We start from the raw sequence: 15,083 nt of genomic DNA on the forward strand, positions 1-15,083 counted from the left end.
CAATATGATGCTTGTAAATATGTAAAATTACATTCAAAAATATATAATTCTTTTTCACAAGCTAAAGTGATAGCCGTAGTTTGCACTAAAGATATAATGAAAATATGTAATGGTTCAAGTTTGAAATATCAAAATCAAAATATTTTTATAGAAAATGAATTAATTTTACAAGATATGAATGTTTTAATAGATAAATTAAGAAAAAATAAATCTAATTTTTTAATGATAAAGAATTTTGGATTATTGATTTTTGATAGAGATTTTAATGGTTTATTTTCTAAAATTTTTGATATAGATTTGCAGGCTAAAATTTCTTTATAAATTAAATCTTTGTTAATGCTTATAAGATAGGATTTTTCTTTAAAAACACTTGAAATTAGGATAAATAATGATTACTTGGATGCAGCGTCATAAAAAATATTTAGTTGTTACAATTTGGATTAGCGTTATAGCATTTGTTGGTGCAGGAACTGTTGGTTGGGGTAGTGTAGATTTAAATAGTTCAAGAAGCAAATATGTAGCAAAAGTAGGAAATTTAGGCGTAACACATAAAGAATTTAATGATAAATATAGCGAATTATTTTATATTCAAAATCAATTATCTAATGGTGAATTAACAGAAGAACAAGCGTTAAAATTAGGACTGGATAAACAAGCATTAGTGGAATTAATAAGAGAAAAATTATTATTAAATTATGCTTATGATTTGGGATTTTATGCTAGTGAAGAAGAAGTTGTAAAAACAATAGCTAGCTATGAGTTATTTAATAAAAGTGAAGAAGATAAAACATTTGATAAAAGTAAATATTTAACATATTTGAAAAATTTAAGAATGAGTGAAGCAGATTTTGCTAATCAAATTAAAAATAAATTAGAAATTTCTAAATTATTAAAATTACTAGCAGTTCCAGCAAATAAAGAAGAATTAGAAATTGCAAATGCTAGTTTAAATATGCAAGATGAGATAAATTTAAAAACTATAGATTTGTCTAAAGAAGAAGATAAAATCAAATTAAGCGAAGATGAATTAAAGTCTTATTGGCAAGAACATAAAGATGAATATAAAACTGAACTATCATATAATTATTCTGTATATACATTAAATCCTAATTTAGACAATTTAATTGAAAGTGATATGAAAGCTTATTGGGAAAATAATAAATTTAATTATAAAGATGAAGAAGGCAAAATTAAAGAATATGAACTAGCATTAAATGATGTTAAGATAGATTTTGCTTTAAGTTTGTTAGAAAAAGAAGCTAAACTTGATTACATTAAGTTAAAAAATAATGAAATTAAATTCCAATCAACTACAAATCAAAATGCTTATTCTGAATTAGTTTTACAAAATAAAGATTTAAAAGTAGGTGAAATGAGTAAGCCTTTTATTATGGATAATAAATATTACATAGTAAGACTTGATAAAATAAATCAGCCAACTGCTTTAGAATTTGAAAAAGCTAAAATGATGGTAGAAGAAGATTTAAGAGAATTAAAATTTAAAGAATTATTGTCAAATACAGGTGAAGAAGAATTAAAAAAAGATAAAATTAATGGCAAAAATATAGGTTTTATATCTAAAGTTTCTAAAAATAATACCGATTTAACGGATACAGAATTTTTTACATTTGTGAGCGAGTTATTTTTAAAAAATACTAAAAAATCTTATGTGCTTTTAAATGATAAAGTATTAGTATATGAAATACTTTCTCAAAAATTAGTTGATAATACAAGTGAAAAGAATAATACTGATTTAAGTAATGAGTTGAAAAATATTAATTTTACTCTTATGCTTGATGATTTAATAAAAGAATTAGATAAGCGTTATGAAATTAAAAATTATTATAAAGGTAGTGAATTTTGAATATTTTAGCTATTGATCTTGGTTCTAGTTTAATAAAAGTAGCTATTGTTAGTTTTGATGGGGAAGGTATCAAAGTAGTTAGTGTTGCTAATACACAAACTTACGGAATTAAATCTGGAAAAATTACAAGCATTAATGACGCAAGTAATTCCATTAAAAAAGCAGTAAATAAGGTTAAGGAAAATTTAAGTATTAATATAGATAAAATTGCTGTTTCTGTTAGTGGAGCTTATACAAATTCTGTAACTGGATATGCTGACATAAGGCTAGATGCTAATGGCTCGGCAATTACGATTAAGGATATAGAAAAAGCAATTAATGCTGCTAGAACATCTGCAGATATTCATAGCGATCAAATTCCAATTCATATACTGCCTTATAGATTTAGAGCGAATAATACTGATAATATTGAAGATCCACTTGGTATGATGGCTTCAAGCTTTAGATTGGAAGCTAATATTATTACTATGAATAAAAATGATTATGAAAATATAAAGCAAATATTATCAAATGCTGATATAAAAAACTATGTTTTAGTATCTTCTATATATGCTAATTCAATTTATTGTTTAAATAACGATGAAAGAGAAAATGGTGTTGCTATCATTGATTGTGGTTCGCAAGTATGTGATATTGCAATATATGCTTATAATTCAATTATATGGATGTATTATTTTCCTTTTGGTTCTTGGCATATTACAAGCGATATTGCTAAATATCTTACCGCTAGCAATGAGGTTGCAGATAAAATTAAATTACAATTTTCTTTATTTAAAGATGAAGAAAATAGCACTCATGTAGAATATTACAAAACCGGTTCTCAAACTCTTGATAGAGTATCTGTTGAATCAGTTTCAAAGTGTGTAAATATGAGACTTACAGAAATGCTTGAATGTATATATGCTAGCATAGATGATAGTCCTTATGAGAAATTTTTCTCAAGAGTAGTTTTAACTGGAGGTTGTTTCAAAATAGACAATATGGCTGAAAGAGCAACTCCTAAATTTAACAATAAAGCCGTAAGAACCGTTATAGAAAAAAATAGCGTATTTTATGGGGATAATGAGATTTTTACTATGCCTGAATATACATGTTTATTAGGCCTATGTATGTATTCTTGTGGTTTTCATACTAAATATGAGCTTAATTCTAGTGGTGTTTTATTAACTAGACAAAAAACCACAGAATTAGAAAAAATTATAGATTTTTCGGTAGATAAAGAAATAGAAACTAAAAACAATACTTCTTATTACACAAATATAGATGTTAAGGAACAAAAATTGCTTAAGATTGAAAAAAATGACAAAGATGAAGTATTAGAGTCATTAAAGATTAGTTCTAATGAAGAAAAATCTGAAGGCGTTTTTGCTAAATCTTGGAAGAAAGTTTGTGCTTATATAGAAAGGATATTTTAAGAAATGGATTTTGATATTTTAGGTGATAATATAGATTTTAAAGTAATGGAGAGTGAAATGGATTGCGGCGTTAAGATAAAAGTAATTGGTGTTGGTGGAGCAGGTGGAAATATGATAAATCATATTGTAGAAACTTGTGCTAGTTCTTTAAAAGTTGATATTTCTAATGTAGATATTATGATTGCAAATACTGATATTCAAGATATAAATAGGTCAAAAGCAAACATTAAAATACAATTAGGACCAAAGAAGACAAATGGTCGTGGAGCTGGTGCAAATCCTGAAATAGGTAGAATTTCAGCTGAAGAAGTTGAAGATGAAATTAAAGAACGCTTAGCAGGAACAGAATTATTATTTATCGCTGAAGGTCTAGGTGGTGGAACTGGCACTGGTGCAGGTCCAGTTATTGCTAAAATTGCAAAATCTTTAGGCATACTTGTTGTTTCTGTTGCTACATTCCCATTTAGCTATGAAAAAGCTAGAATTAAAGCTGCTGAAAAAGGATTAGAAGAGCTAAAAAAAGAAAGCGATTGCGTTATATTAATCCAAAATGATAAGTTAAAATTAGTAGTTCCAAAAACTTTAAATACTAGAGAAGCTAACAAATTTGCTAATGATGTTTTAGTAAATGCTGTAACCGGCATAATTAAAATGTTATTAATTGAAGCTGATACTAATATAGATTTTGCAGATGTTACTTCTGTTATGAGCCATCGTGGAACAGCACTTATGGGAATGGGAAGAGCTGAAGGTGAAAATGCTATTAAAGAAGCGTATGCAAATGCAATTGATTCTCCATTATTAGAAAATTATACAACTAACCTACAAGATGCTAAAGCTATGATAGTATTTTTTAGCTATGGTGAAAATATTCCTTTCTTCCAACTTGTTGAGACAATGGAAGAGATTTCAAATTCTAGTAACGAAGATTTAAATGTATTCTGCGGACATGTATTAGATACTAGCTTGCCAGCTGATGCTGTTGAAGTTACTATTATAGCTACAGGTTTTGATGAAACAAGAGCACAAAAAGCTAAAATTGAGCAAGAGAGCAAAAAGCGTGAAGAAGAGTTAAGTTATAAAATAGTTCAACCTGAAATGCAAAAAGTAAGTGGTGGAACAATAAAAGTAGATTATAAAACTAGAGATTTTAACGAACCTGCATTCGTTAGAAATGGTCAAGATTAATATAAAAAATTGGCTTAAAATGTTGCTATAATTTTATTTATGGGGGACAAAATATCCCCCAAATGTCCCCGCAATATTTTTTGCATATATTTATTTAAAAAGATTTTATAAAGTATTTTAAAGCCGATTTAATGGGCTTTTATAAAGATTTTGTAAAGTATGTTGTAAAGGTTTTTTAAAAGCATTTTATAAAATGTAAAGCAAAAACTCTTATTTTATACACTTTGTAAAGCACTTACATTTTACAAAAATCAAGCTTAAATAACGAGCACATAAAGCTTTCAACTTATTTTATATCACTTACATTCTTTACATAAGTTTATATAATAAAAAATCTAGCAATGATTAAAAACCATTGCTAGATTTTTTTCTAAAAGCAAAATAAATTAAGATTAATTGTAAACACGCTAAAAATAGTATTAATTTTATAGAATTTAAAAAGCCAATTTCGTAATTATTATTAAAAATTATAGATATTATCATCACAGCATAGCTTCCAAAACTTTGTTGAAAAGTATTTATATAATTATTTGCATTTGTTTTATCTTTAGAAATTTTTATAGAGTAAGAAATTAAAGCACTCATAGATAAGCCTTGTGCGAAAGCATAAATTAAATAACATATTGAAAGATTTAATAATGTTTTTTCTTCAATATTTAATAATAAAATATTTGCAATTATTATGATAAAAATACCTAGCAAACTTAATTTAAAAGAGCCAAATTTATCGCTTAAATATCCGCTTATTGGAGATAAAATAGCAGCAATTAATGAGCCTAAAAGCATTACTTTACTAGCTTCAAAATTATCATAATTTTTATTCATAATTAAATAATTCGGTAGTATTAACGAGTAGCTTAAAGCAAAAAACTGCATTAAAAATACAATTAAAGTAGATGAGAAAAATTGCAAATTCTTAGCACTTGCAATAATTTTGCTTTTATTTAGCATAAAAATAATTAAAATACTAAAAAATAAAATATAAATATATTTAATACTTATAGCAACACTAATTACTAGCAATACAATTAATATATATTCTTTTAAGTCTAATTTATATTTTGTTCCAAGATTTGGAATATTTTTAATTCCTAAAACAAAGGCAAAAACCAAAAAAGGTATTAAAAATATAAAAATATCTTTAAACTGAAAATATTTCATAATAAATCCACCATAAATTGGCCCAAAACCAGGTGCAGTCGCTACTAAAAATATACAAAATCCCATCAAAAATCCGAAGTATTTTTCACTAGCTTTAAAAATTACCATATTAAACATAAGTGGTAGAGCAATACCTGCAGCAATTCCTTGTAAAAATCTAGCAAAAACTAAAATATAAAACTCACTTGCACTTGAGCAAATTATTAGGCTTATTAAAAATAATAAATTAGTAAAAATAAAAAGTTTTTTAGTATTTATTTGATTTACTAAATATGAGCTTAGTGGCATTGTAAGTGTGATTGCTAGTAAAAACATAGAAGTAAGCAAAGAAGCCTTATTAATATCAATATTAAAAGTTTGTATTAAATAAGCAAAAGTTACATTTAAAGAAGTTTCAATTAATACGCTTAAAAATGATATTAAGCCTAAAGATATTAGGCTTAAAATTAGATTTTTATTCATTAAAATCAATTACATATCTAAAAGAATTTGAATTATTCAATAAATCATCATAAGCTTTATTAATTTCATCAGGTTTTATGATTTTAACTTCTGGATAAATTGAGTGTTTTAATGAAAATTCAAGCATTTCTTTAGTTTCTTTAATGCCACCTATTAATGAGCCATAAATTTTCTTATGACTTACTCTAATTAAGGCATTTAGACTAATTGATACTTGCTCGTTTATTGGTGGTAAGCCAACGATTGCCATTTCTCCGCCGTATTTTAAAGCTCTTGCATACGCTAAGACATCATATTTACTTGGAATTGTGCTAATTATTACATCAAATTTTTTATCAACCTTATTAATATCATTATAATAATTACTTGCTCCAAGTTTAATAGCTGCTTCTTTTTTAGTATCGTTTCTAGCTATTACACTAACATTTGCACCCATTGCTTTTGCGTATTTAAAAGCCATTACACCCAAGCCTCCAAATCCTGCGATTGCTACATCCATACCTTTACTAACTTTAGAGAATTTAAGTGGAGAATAAGTAGTAATTCCTGCACAAAAAAGTGGAGCAATTAGTTTTAGTGGAGCATTATTAGGAACTTTAATTGCATAGTTTTTATGAACTTTTATATAATTTGAATATCCGCCTTTAGTAATTTCTGAATTATTAAAATAATCAACGCTATTATAAGTCCAAACAGCACCTTTTTGACAAAATTGCTCATTTGAGTTTAAACAAGCATCACATTCACCACAAGAATTAATCAAACAACCAATTCCTGCGTAATTTCCTATTTCAAATTCTTTTACATTTTTACCGATTTCAACTACTAAGCCAACTACTTCATGACCTGGAACTATAGGATATTTTGTAGCTTTCCATTCATTTTTAGCAGCGTGAATATCACTATGGCAAATCCCACAATACATAGTTTTAATCAATATCTCATCATCTCTTAAAGCACTTCTTTTAAAAGTAATTGGCTTAAAATTAGCACTTTCATCATAAGCTGCAAAGCCTTTAGTTATAATTTCACTCATATTTTTTCCTTATTTGCAAGTTAATTCTAAAGTGGCGTTTAGTTTAAAATCACTATCTTTTTCTATTGGTGTATCATCGTATTTATAATCAGCACCTAATATTTGATTTTGTGCTAATTCATAATGTTTTATTGATTTTATTTCACAAATTTTATTTGTAAGATTAGAATATTTATCTTTTATACTTATAGCTTTTTTAAATATTTCATCATACAATTCTTGTTTTATTATGCTTATTTCTTCTTTACTAACTGATAGATTTAAGGCAGGAGAATTAATTGTAATATACTCATTATTAGCTAGTATGTTATCTATATCTTTTAATAAATTCTTATAGTTTTGATATTCCTCTTTTTTAAACTCGCATCTTAAAGCAGAATCAAATTTATAACCATTTGGAATATTCATTCCATCTTGATAGGCTATATTAGGTTGTAATATATAGCTTCCACCTTCACATAAATTACTTTCTTTTACTCTTTCTAATACCTTAGAGAATAACTCTTCTATTTCATTCTTTTCATTTTCATTTAGATTTTCTTTTATACTAAGTTGTTTTGTCATAGTAAATTTTGGATTTGAAATATAAGAATCATAATTTAATCTTTTTTCTACTTCTATTGTTTGCTCAATAACAATTTCATCTTTATTTATTAAATACTCATAAATTTTAGTAGATATTAATCCTAATATAAAGAATATAAATAAACTAAAGCATAAGCTAAAACCTTTTAAAAAATTTTTCATTCTATCTCCTTAAAAAATAAATTCCATAAGCATAGATTATGCCAAAAATAGCACCAAAAATATGAGCCTGCCAAGCAATATTTTGAAAAATCACAGCAGAAATTATACTAGTTACTACAATAGCTATTAAAAATCCATTTTGTCTTAAAATAATTGCAGCATAACCCATCAAAGCACTAATAGCTCCACTAGCTCCAAGTAAAATGAAATTATAATATCCCATATTTATCATTAAATAATAATACCCCAAAGATGAAATAATTGCACCTACAAAATACACAATTAGTAAGTGTTTGATATTTAAAAATCTAAGAATTTGAGATAGCATAAAAAGCATTACCATATTCATAAAAATATGCTCAAAATCTCCGTGCAAAAACGAGTAGGTAAAAAATGTATAAAAATCACTTCCATAATAAAGTGCAAAGTTATTTATAAATACAGATTTACCAAATAAAAATTCAAGTAAATAAATCAACACATTTAAAAAAATAATCGCATAAAAAACCATTTTAACCCTTTAATATTTTTAAAGTTATATAATAAATTATCATTTTATTAAAAAGGGTTAAAAATGCAAAAAAAAGTATATTTTTATGCGACCTGTCTAGCAAGTGCTGCTATGCAGAATACTATTTTAAACTCTATTAAGCTTTTAAGAAGTGCTGGAGTTGAAGTGATTTTTAAAAAAGATCAAACCTGTTGCGGTCAGCCAAGTTATAACACAGGGTATTTTAAAGATACTAAAAAAGTAGCTTTATATAATGCCGAATTATTTAGTGAAGATTTGCCAGTAGTAATTCCTAGTGGAAGTTGCGGTGGTATGATGAGCCATGATTATGTTGAGCTTTTTAAAGATGACGCAAATTATGAAAAAATTAAAAAATTTAGCTCAAAAGTAATAGAGCTTAGTCAATATTTAGAACAAATCGGATTTAAGATAGAAGATAAAGGAGAGCCTATTAAGGTTACTTGGCATAGCAATTGCCACGCTTTAAGAGTGCAAAAAAGCATTGAAGCTTCTAAAAATTTATTAAGAAGTCTTAAAAATGTTGAATTAGTTGAGCTTAAATACGAGGAAGAATGCTGCGGATTTGGTGGGACTTTTAGTGTAAAAGAGCCTGAAATCTCAAACGCTATGGCAACTGCAAAAGTAAATGATATAGTTGAAAGTGGAGCAAAGGTTATAATTTCAGCTGATGGTGGGTGTTTATTAAACATTCGTGGAACTATTGCAAAAATGGGTCTTGATATCAAAACTTATCATTTATATGACTTTTTAGCTGCTAGAATGCAAGGAGAAAAGATATGAAAAATCATAGTGAATTAATTAAAACTAAATTAGCTGATAAACAAATGAGAGAAAATGTAAGCTCTGCAATGCACGCCTTACAAGATAGAAGAAAAAACCTAATAAATGCAAAATTTCAAGATTGGCAAGGGCTTAGAACAAAAGCACAAAAAGCTAAAAATAATGCTTTATATACCTTAAAAGATAGGGTATTAGAATTTGAAAAAAATGCTACAAAAAATGGAATGAAAGTGCATTTTGCAAATACTAAAGAAGATGCTTGTGAGATAATTTATGAGCTAATGATGGAAAAGAAAATTAGCAAAGTCTTAAAAGGCAAATCAATGGCTAGTGAAGAAATAGGCTTAAATCACTATTTAGAACACAAAGGCTTAAATGCAATTGAGACTGATTTAGGAGAGCTAATTTTACAATTAGGTAATGAAACTCCTGTTCATATAGTTGTTCCTGCAATTCATAAAAATCGTTATGAAATAGGAGAATTATTTAGTGAAAAATTAGGCGTAGCTAAAGAAAGTGAGCCTGAAAAATTAAATGCAATTGCTAGAACTCATTTAAGAAATGAATTTGAAGGTTTGCAAATGGGAATTAGCGGGGTAAATTTTGCAATTTCAAGTGAAGGTGCTATTTGGCTGATTGAAAACGAAGGCAATGGTAGAATGTGCACAACTGCTCCAACTATTCATGTAGCAATTTGTGGAATTGAAAAAATAGTAGAGAGTTTTACTGATGCAGCTACAACTGATACATTATTAACTCCATCTGCTACAGGACAATTTATCCCTGCATATAATAATATTATTACAGGTCCTAGAAAAGCTGATGAGCTAGATGGTCCTAAAGAAGTGCATATAATATTATTTAACAACCATAGAACAAATATTTTAAGTAACGAAGATTATTATGAAGCATTACGCTGCATTAGATGTGGTGCTTGTATGAACTTTTGTCCTGTGTATGATAAAATCGGCGGTCATAGTTATGATGCTGTTTATCCTGGTCCAATTGGAGAAGTTATATCTCCGCAATTATTCGGTATGAAAGAGCATGGAGATATTTTAAGTTTATGTTCTTTATGTGGTCGTTGCTCTGAAGTTTGCCCTGTAAAAATCCCACTTGATAGTATGATTAGAAAATTACGCCGTGATAAGATAGGTGAAGCTGGGGACAATGCTCCACTAGGTGCAAATGAATTAGAGCATAGTGCAATGGAAAGCTATGGATTTGCTAAGTTTGCTGATATTGCTACAAGTCCAAAAATGTGGAGAGTTGCTATTGGTAACGCAAGTAAGTTTAACTGGCTATTACAAAGTCTAGGAACAAGCCTACCTGTGCTTAAAAATTGGGCTACTTATAAAGACTTACCTGAACTTAAAGGAAATATTTATAAAGAATTAGAAAACTTAGAAGGAGTTTCTTATGAATAAGAGAATTGAAGAGATAAGCAATCGCTCAAGAAATCAGATTTTAAATGCAATTGAATGTGGTGTAAGACACGAGTTAAATGATAAAAGTATAGACCCAAGTGTGCATATAAAACAAAGCGATAATCCTTTAGAAGAAACTAAAACTAAAATGAGTGAAAACAAATTTGAAGTTCATGAAGTTAGTGGCTTAGACAATGTTTATGATGAAATAAACAAAATCACAAGCTCTTATGGATATTCATCTTTAATTTATCCAAAAAGCCTAAGTGCTGATGTAGAAAAAATAAATGCAAGTAAAAAAGTTTGTTTTGATAAAAGCGTAGAAGAATTAAGAAGTGAAGTTTTTCATAGTGATTTTTCAGTAATTGATGTAGAATTTGCTATTAGCTCACATGGGGTTGCTTGTATAAAATCAAGTGCAAATCAACCAAGAATGCTAAGCCTTGCTCCAATGCTTTGCATTATGCTACTTGATAAAACAAAAATTGAGCCTTCACTTGCTAGTGGTCTTGCTAGAATAAAAGCTGAAAATGAGATTTTACCTACTAATATTTTATATATTGCAGGTCCTAGTAGAACATCTGATATTGAGCTTGTAACCGTTTTTGGAGTTCATGGAAGTCAAAAAGTTCATATAATATTTTACTAAAATTTACCCCTAATATTAGGGGTAAAATATTATTATTTTATATTCTAATCATTTTAAATTCTCATTTGTAATTTTTATATTTAAGCATTAATTTAAAGTATTTAATATTCTTCTAAATAAGGGGAAAATATGAATGAGAATTTAAAAATTAATTTAAAAGATAGCAAAAGAATTGTAATCAAAGTTGGCACATCAACTCTAACTTATGAGAATGGTAATTTAAACTTAGGATTAATTAATAAGTTAGCTTGGGTTTTAGCTGATTTGAAAAATCAAGGAAAAGAAGTTGTATTGGTTACTTCAGGTGCGATTGGGGTTGGTTCAAAAAAACTTGGCTTTAAGCAAAGACCTACAATTACCATGGAAAAACAAGCAGCAGCAGCAATAGGTCAAGCAGAGCTTATGCATATTTATCAAAACGCATTTGCTAATTTTAGTTCATTTGTAGCACAAGTTTTACTAACTAAAGATGATTTTGAAATAGAACAAAGAAAACAAAATACTGAAAACACTTTAAATACTTTATTAAAATACGAAATTATCCCGATAATTAATGCTAATGATACTATTTCAACTTATGAGATTGAATTTAGTGATAATGATAGCCTTTCAGCTAGTGTTGCTTGTCTAATCAAGGCTGATTTGCTAATAATTTTAAGTGATATAGACGCATTTTATACAGCAAATCCTAAGAACAATCCTAATGCAAAAAGAATTTCTTATGTAGAAAAAATCACAGATGAGATTATGCAAATGGGCGGAGATAAAGGTAGTGAGTTTAGTATAGGTGGTATGAAGACAAAATTACAAGCTGCAAGTAATTGTGCTAAAAATGGTGTAAGAATGGCTATTTTAAATGGCTCTAATCCTATGAATATTAGCGAGTTAATTAGTGGTGCTGATATAGGAACTATTTTTGATAAGGAGTAAAAATGATTGATATTTTATGCAAGAATGCAAAAAATGCAAAGACTAAATTAGCTAAGCTTAATTCAAGTATTAAAAAAGAAGTTTTAAATTCTTGTGCTGATGAAATACTTGCAAATATTGATGGTTTATTAAAAGCAAACCTTAAAGATATTAATGATAATTCAAATCTAAAAAGTGCTTTTGTAGATAGATTAAGACTTAATGAAAATAGAATAAATAATATGATAAGCACTTTAAGAAATGTTGCTTTACTTGATGATGTAGTGGGTAGGGTAGTATTTGGAAAGACTTTAGAAAATGGTCTAAAAATGCAGCAAATTAAGGTGCCTTTAGGAGTAGTTGCTATTATTTTTGAATCTCGTCCTAATGTTTGCGTAGATGCTTTTGCACTATGTTTTAAGAGTTCTAATGTAGTGATTTTAAGGGGTGGAAAGGAAGCTTTAAATACTAATTTATTTTTAGTTTCAATTTTTCAAAAGGTATTAAAAAGGTTTGATTTAGATGAGAATTTCGTTCAGATTGTAAGTGATACTAACAGGGATTTAGTAAAAGAGCTTTTAAGGGCGAATGATTATATAGATGTGGTAATTCCAAGGGGTAGTGCTAGTTTGATTAATGAAGTTAAAAATAATAGCCTAATTCCTTGCATTCAAACAGGAGTAGGGAATTGTCATATTTATGTTGATTATAATGCGAAAATAGATGATGCTATAAATATTATAAATAATGCTAAAACGCAAAGACCAGGGGTATGTAATAGTGTAGAGACTTTACTCATTAATAAAAATATAGCTAGTGAGATTTTGCCTTTATTAGAAAGCAAAATGCCTAATGTAGAACTTAGAGTTTGCACTAAGTGTGAGAAATTTTTAAAAAATTATAAAAAGGCAAACGAGAGTGATTGGGAAGAAGAATTTGAAGATTTAATACTAGCTATTAAAATAGTAGATGATATTAATGAAGCTATACTTCACATTCAAAAATACAGCACAAATCATTCAGAAGCGATAATTTCTCAAGATTATACTAATATTAATAAGTTCTTAGATGAGATTGATTCAGCAGTTTTATATGTAAATGCTAGCACTAGATTTAGCGATGGTGCGGAATTTGGCTATGCAGCTGAAATAGGAATAAGCACTCAAAAACTTCATGCAAGAGGTCCTATGGGATTAAATGAATTAACAACTACAAAATATCAAATCATAGGAAATGCTCATATTAGAAAATAAACTTAAAGCCTAATTTTTAGGCTTTAATATAAGCGTCATTTTAATACCATCTTCATTGCTATAATAATTTTTTAAGATTTTTTCTTCTTTAAATTGAAGTTTTTTATATAAATTAATAGCATTTATATTGCTTACTCTTACTTCTAAAAATATCTTTTCTTTATTTAATACTTTAGCATTATTAATTAGTTCTTCGCATAATTTTGTGCCTATTTTTAAACCCTTAAATTCATCTTTTATCGCTAAAGAATATATTCTAATACTATTTTTATAAGTAAGCTTCATAATATATCCAGCTACTTTTTTATCACATAAAAAAATAAATATATTTTCTTTTTTTATGTGATATAAGAAATTATTTTTACTTAACTTAAAACAATCATTTTTAAAACATTCTTCTTCAATTAGCAAAAGGTCTTTTAAATGAGTTTTAGTAGCTTTTATAATCATAGTTTTTGATATATTGTGTATTTTGGTATGATTTTTTCTGGACGATACGACATTTTAACTTTTTTTAGGTTTTCAAAGCCCATATCATCTCCTACATTTATGTATTTACAATCATATTTTTCTTTTAAAACTTTTGAAAATTCTCTAAAGATAAATTGAGCACAACCTAAAGTTTCAAAATCAGTTTTTTCAATCAATACACTTGCTGTATCGCTACATATTTTTTCGCCTATTGTAAAGCCTTTTAATTCATCATCAATATAAATTACTAAGCCATCTAGTCCTAATGTCTCGTAATCTTGTAAGCATTTTTTAATCGCTAATCTTTCTTGATAAATTCCATCTAAAAACGCATCTACTTCTGCTTTTGGAACATATTTAATCCTATCGCTTACCCATTTATCAAAAAGCATTTTTATATCATCGCTATGTTTTTTGCAATCTAATGTCTGTAAAAAATAATTTGGATATACTCTTTTAAATTTATTAATTTCGGTTCTTTTAGTGTGATAAGCATTACCCCTAAGCTCTATTAAATCATCGCTTACATATATATAATCTGCTAATTTTTTTTCTATTATATAATTATCTAGTGAGCTAAACATAACTTCACCTTCATTTGTATGGGTAATAAATCCTTCTAAGAAGTTATCACAAACATATTCAATTTTAGAGTAATATGTAGAAGTATTGTTTTCATTCATAATCTTAAAGCATTCTGGTATGCTATCATAACAATCTTGAGGTTTTCCTAGTGGTGGTAATAACATAGATAATTCTCCACCATTCATAACAAATAAGCAAAATGTATTATTGATTATTGAATAAAATCCACTAGCTTTAGAAAGCCAAATATAGTTCGCACAAAATGAATAATCACTGACATTAACATCAAAATCCTTTAAGTATTCTTGCATAATTGGTTTTGTTTTTAAGTCAAATGATTTTAGTGTATGTCCTTGTAGTTTTATCTCTGCCACTTTAATCCTTTTTTTAAAAAAATGTCGCGATTATAGGTTATTAAAGTAACTTATTAGATATAATCAATTAGCTAAATTAATTATTTTCTAAGTGTTTTATAAATAGTTCAAATTAGAGAATTTGTTAATTTTTACTTTTATATTTTTAGAAATATATGTAGATTTTGACTATATTAAGTTTTTTATAAATTCTATTGTTGTGATTTAATCATATAAGTATATTTTTAAAT

15 protein-coding genes are annotated in these 15,083 nt (G+C 27.2%); 9 read left to right on the forward strand and 6 right to left on the reverse strand.

Features of this window, described 5'->3' with window-relative positions:
* From KJQ97_RS06735 to ftsZ, 4 genes are all read left to right on the forward strand, one after another.
* Window positions 1-321 (forward strand): hypothetical protein (locus KJQ97_RS06735; RefSeq protein WP_214120354.1); only part of this gene is annotated, 321 nt, incomplete at its 5' end.
* Between the two features lie 67 nt (window positions 322-388).
* Window positions 389-1,864, forward strand: a complete 1,476-nt coding sequence (locus KJQ97_RS06740) for a peptidylprolyl isomerase (RefSeq protein WP_214120355.1) — start codon at window positions 389-391, stop codon at window positions 1,862-1,864.
* Complete coding sequence (ftsA, locus tag KJQ97_RS06745) at window positions 1,861-3,279, forward strand: cell division protein FtsA (protein WP_214116587.1); 1,419 nt, start codon at window positions 1,861-1,863, stop codon at window positions 3,277-3,279. The genes KJQ97_RS06740 and ftsA overlap by 4 nt, the downstream gene beginning before the upstream one ends.
* A 3-nt stretch (window positions 3,280-3,282) precedes the next feature.
* Window positions 3,283-4,467, forward strand: a complete 1,185-nt coding sequence (gene ftsZ, locus KJQ97_RS06750) for a cell division protein FtsZ (RefSeq protein WP_214116589.1) — start codon at window positions 3,283-3,285, stop codon at window positions 4,465-4,467.
* Window positions 4,468-4,812: 345 nt separating this feature from the next.
* Here ftsZ and KJQ97_RS06755 read toward each other — a convergent pair whose 3' ends face one another.
* From KJQ97_RS06755 to KJQ97_RS06770, 4 genes are read right to left on the reverse strand one after another with little or no spacing between them, the layout of a single operon-like run.
* On the reverse strand, window positions 4,813-6,090 hold the full coding sequence (locus KJQ97_RS06755; protein WP_214120356.1) for an MFS transporter: 1,278 nt from the start codon (window positions 6,088-6,090) through the stop codon (window positions 4,813-4,815).
* On the reverse strand, window positions 6,083-7,126 hold the full coding sequence (locus tag KJQ97_RS06760; protein ID WP_214120357.1) for an NAD(P)-dependent alcohol dehydrogenase: 1,044 nt from the start codon (window positions 7,124-7,126) through the stop codon (window positions 6,083-6,085). Before KJQ97_RS06760 ends, KJQ97_RS06755 begins: the two co-directional genes overlap by 8 nt.
* A 9-nt stretch (window positions 7,127-7,135) precedes the next feature.
* Entirely contained in the window at window positions 7,136-7,873 is a 738-nt protein-coding gene (locus tag KJQ97_RS06765) for a hypothetical protein (RefSeq protein WP_214116595.1), read from the reverse strand.
* 1 nt (window position 7,874) lies between these two features.
* On the reverse strand, window positions 7,875-8,384 hold the full coding sequence (locus KJQ97_RS06770; RefSeq protein ID WP_214116597.1) for a rhomboid family intramembrane serine protease: 510 nt from the start codon (window positions 8,382-8,384) through the stop codon (window positions 7,875-7,877).
* Window positions 8,385-8,447: 63 nt separating this feature from the next.
* Here KJQ97_RS06770 and KJQ97_RS06775 point away from each other — a divergent pair, with 63 nt between their 5' ends.
* The 5 genes from KJQ97_RS06775 (at window position 8,448) to KJQ97_RS06795 (ending at window position 13,423) form a co-directional block, all read left to right on the forward strand.
* On the forward strand, window positions 8,448-9,185 hold the full coding sequence (locus KJQ97_RS06775; RefSeq protein ID WP_214116599.1) for a (Fe-S)-binding protein: 738 nt from the start codon (window positions 8,448-8,450) through the stop codon (window positions 9,183-9,185).
* Window positions 9,182-10,612 (forward strand): LutB/LldF family L-lactate oxidation iron-sulfur protein, encoded by a 1,431-nt coding sequence (locus KJQ97_RS06780; RefSeq protein WP_214116601.1) that lies wholly within the window; start codon window positions 9,182-9,184, stop codon window positions 10,610-10,612. Before KJQ97_RS06775 ends, KJQ97_RS06780 begins: the two co-directional genes overlap by 4 nt.
* A complete protein-coding gene (locus KJQ97_RS06785) occupies window positions 10,605-11,261 on the forward strand; it encodes a LutC/YkgG family protein (RefSeq protein ID WP_214116603.1) in 657 nt (218 codons plus the stop codon). Before KJQ97_RS06780 ends, KJQ97_RS06785 begins: the two co-directional genes overlap by 8 nt.
* 129 nt (window positions 11,262-11,390) lie before the next feature.
* Window positions 11,391-12,191 carry a glutamate 5-kinase gene (gene proB, locus KJQ97_RS06790; protein WP_214116606.1) on the forward strand — a complete coding sequence of 267 codons (801 nt, stop codon included), beginning with the start codon at window positions 11,391-11,393 and terminating at the stop codon, window positions 12,189-12,191.
* Window positions 12,192-12,193: 2 nt separating this feature from the next.
* Entirely contained in the window at window positions 12,194-13,423 is a 1,230-nt protein-coding gene (locus KJQ97_RS06795; RefSeq protein ID WP_214120358.1) for a glutamate-5-semialdehyde dehydrogenase, read from the forward strand.
* 9 nt (window positions 13,424-13,432) lie between these two features.
* Here KJQ97_RS06795 and rimI read toward each other — a convergent pair whose 3' ends face one another.
* Together rimI and KJQ97_RS06805 are read right to left on the reverse strand one after the other, a co-directional pair.
* Window positions 13,433-13,873: a ribosomal protein S18-alanine N-acetyltransferase gene (rimI, locus tag KJQ97_RS06800; RefSeq protein WP_214116611.1), complete on the reverse strand. Its 441-nt coding sequence runs from the start codon at window positions 13,871-13,873 to the stop codon at window positions 13,433-13,435.
* On the reverse strand, window positions 13,870-14,853 hold the full coding sequence (locus KJQ97_RS06805; protein ID WP_336606890.1) for a DUF2156 domain-containing protein: 984 nt from the start codon (window positions 14,851-14,853) through the stop codon (window positions 13,870-13,872). Before KJQ97_RS06805 ends, rimI begins: the two co-directional genes overlap by 4 nt.
* Window positions 14,854-15,083: the final 230 nt, after the last annotated feature.

Origin of the sequence: Campylobacter sp. 2018MI01 (assembly GCF_018501205.1) — a bacterium.
Classification (GTDB): Bacteria; Campylobacterota; Campylobacteria; order Campylobacterales; family Campylobacteraceae; genus Campylobacter_E.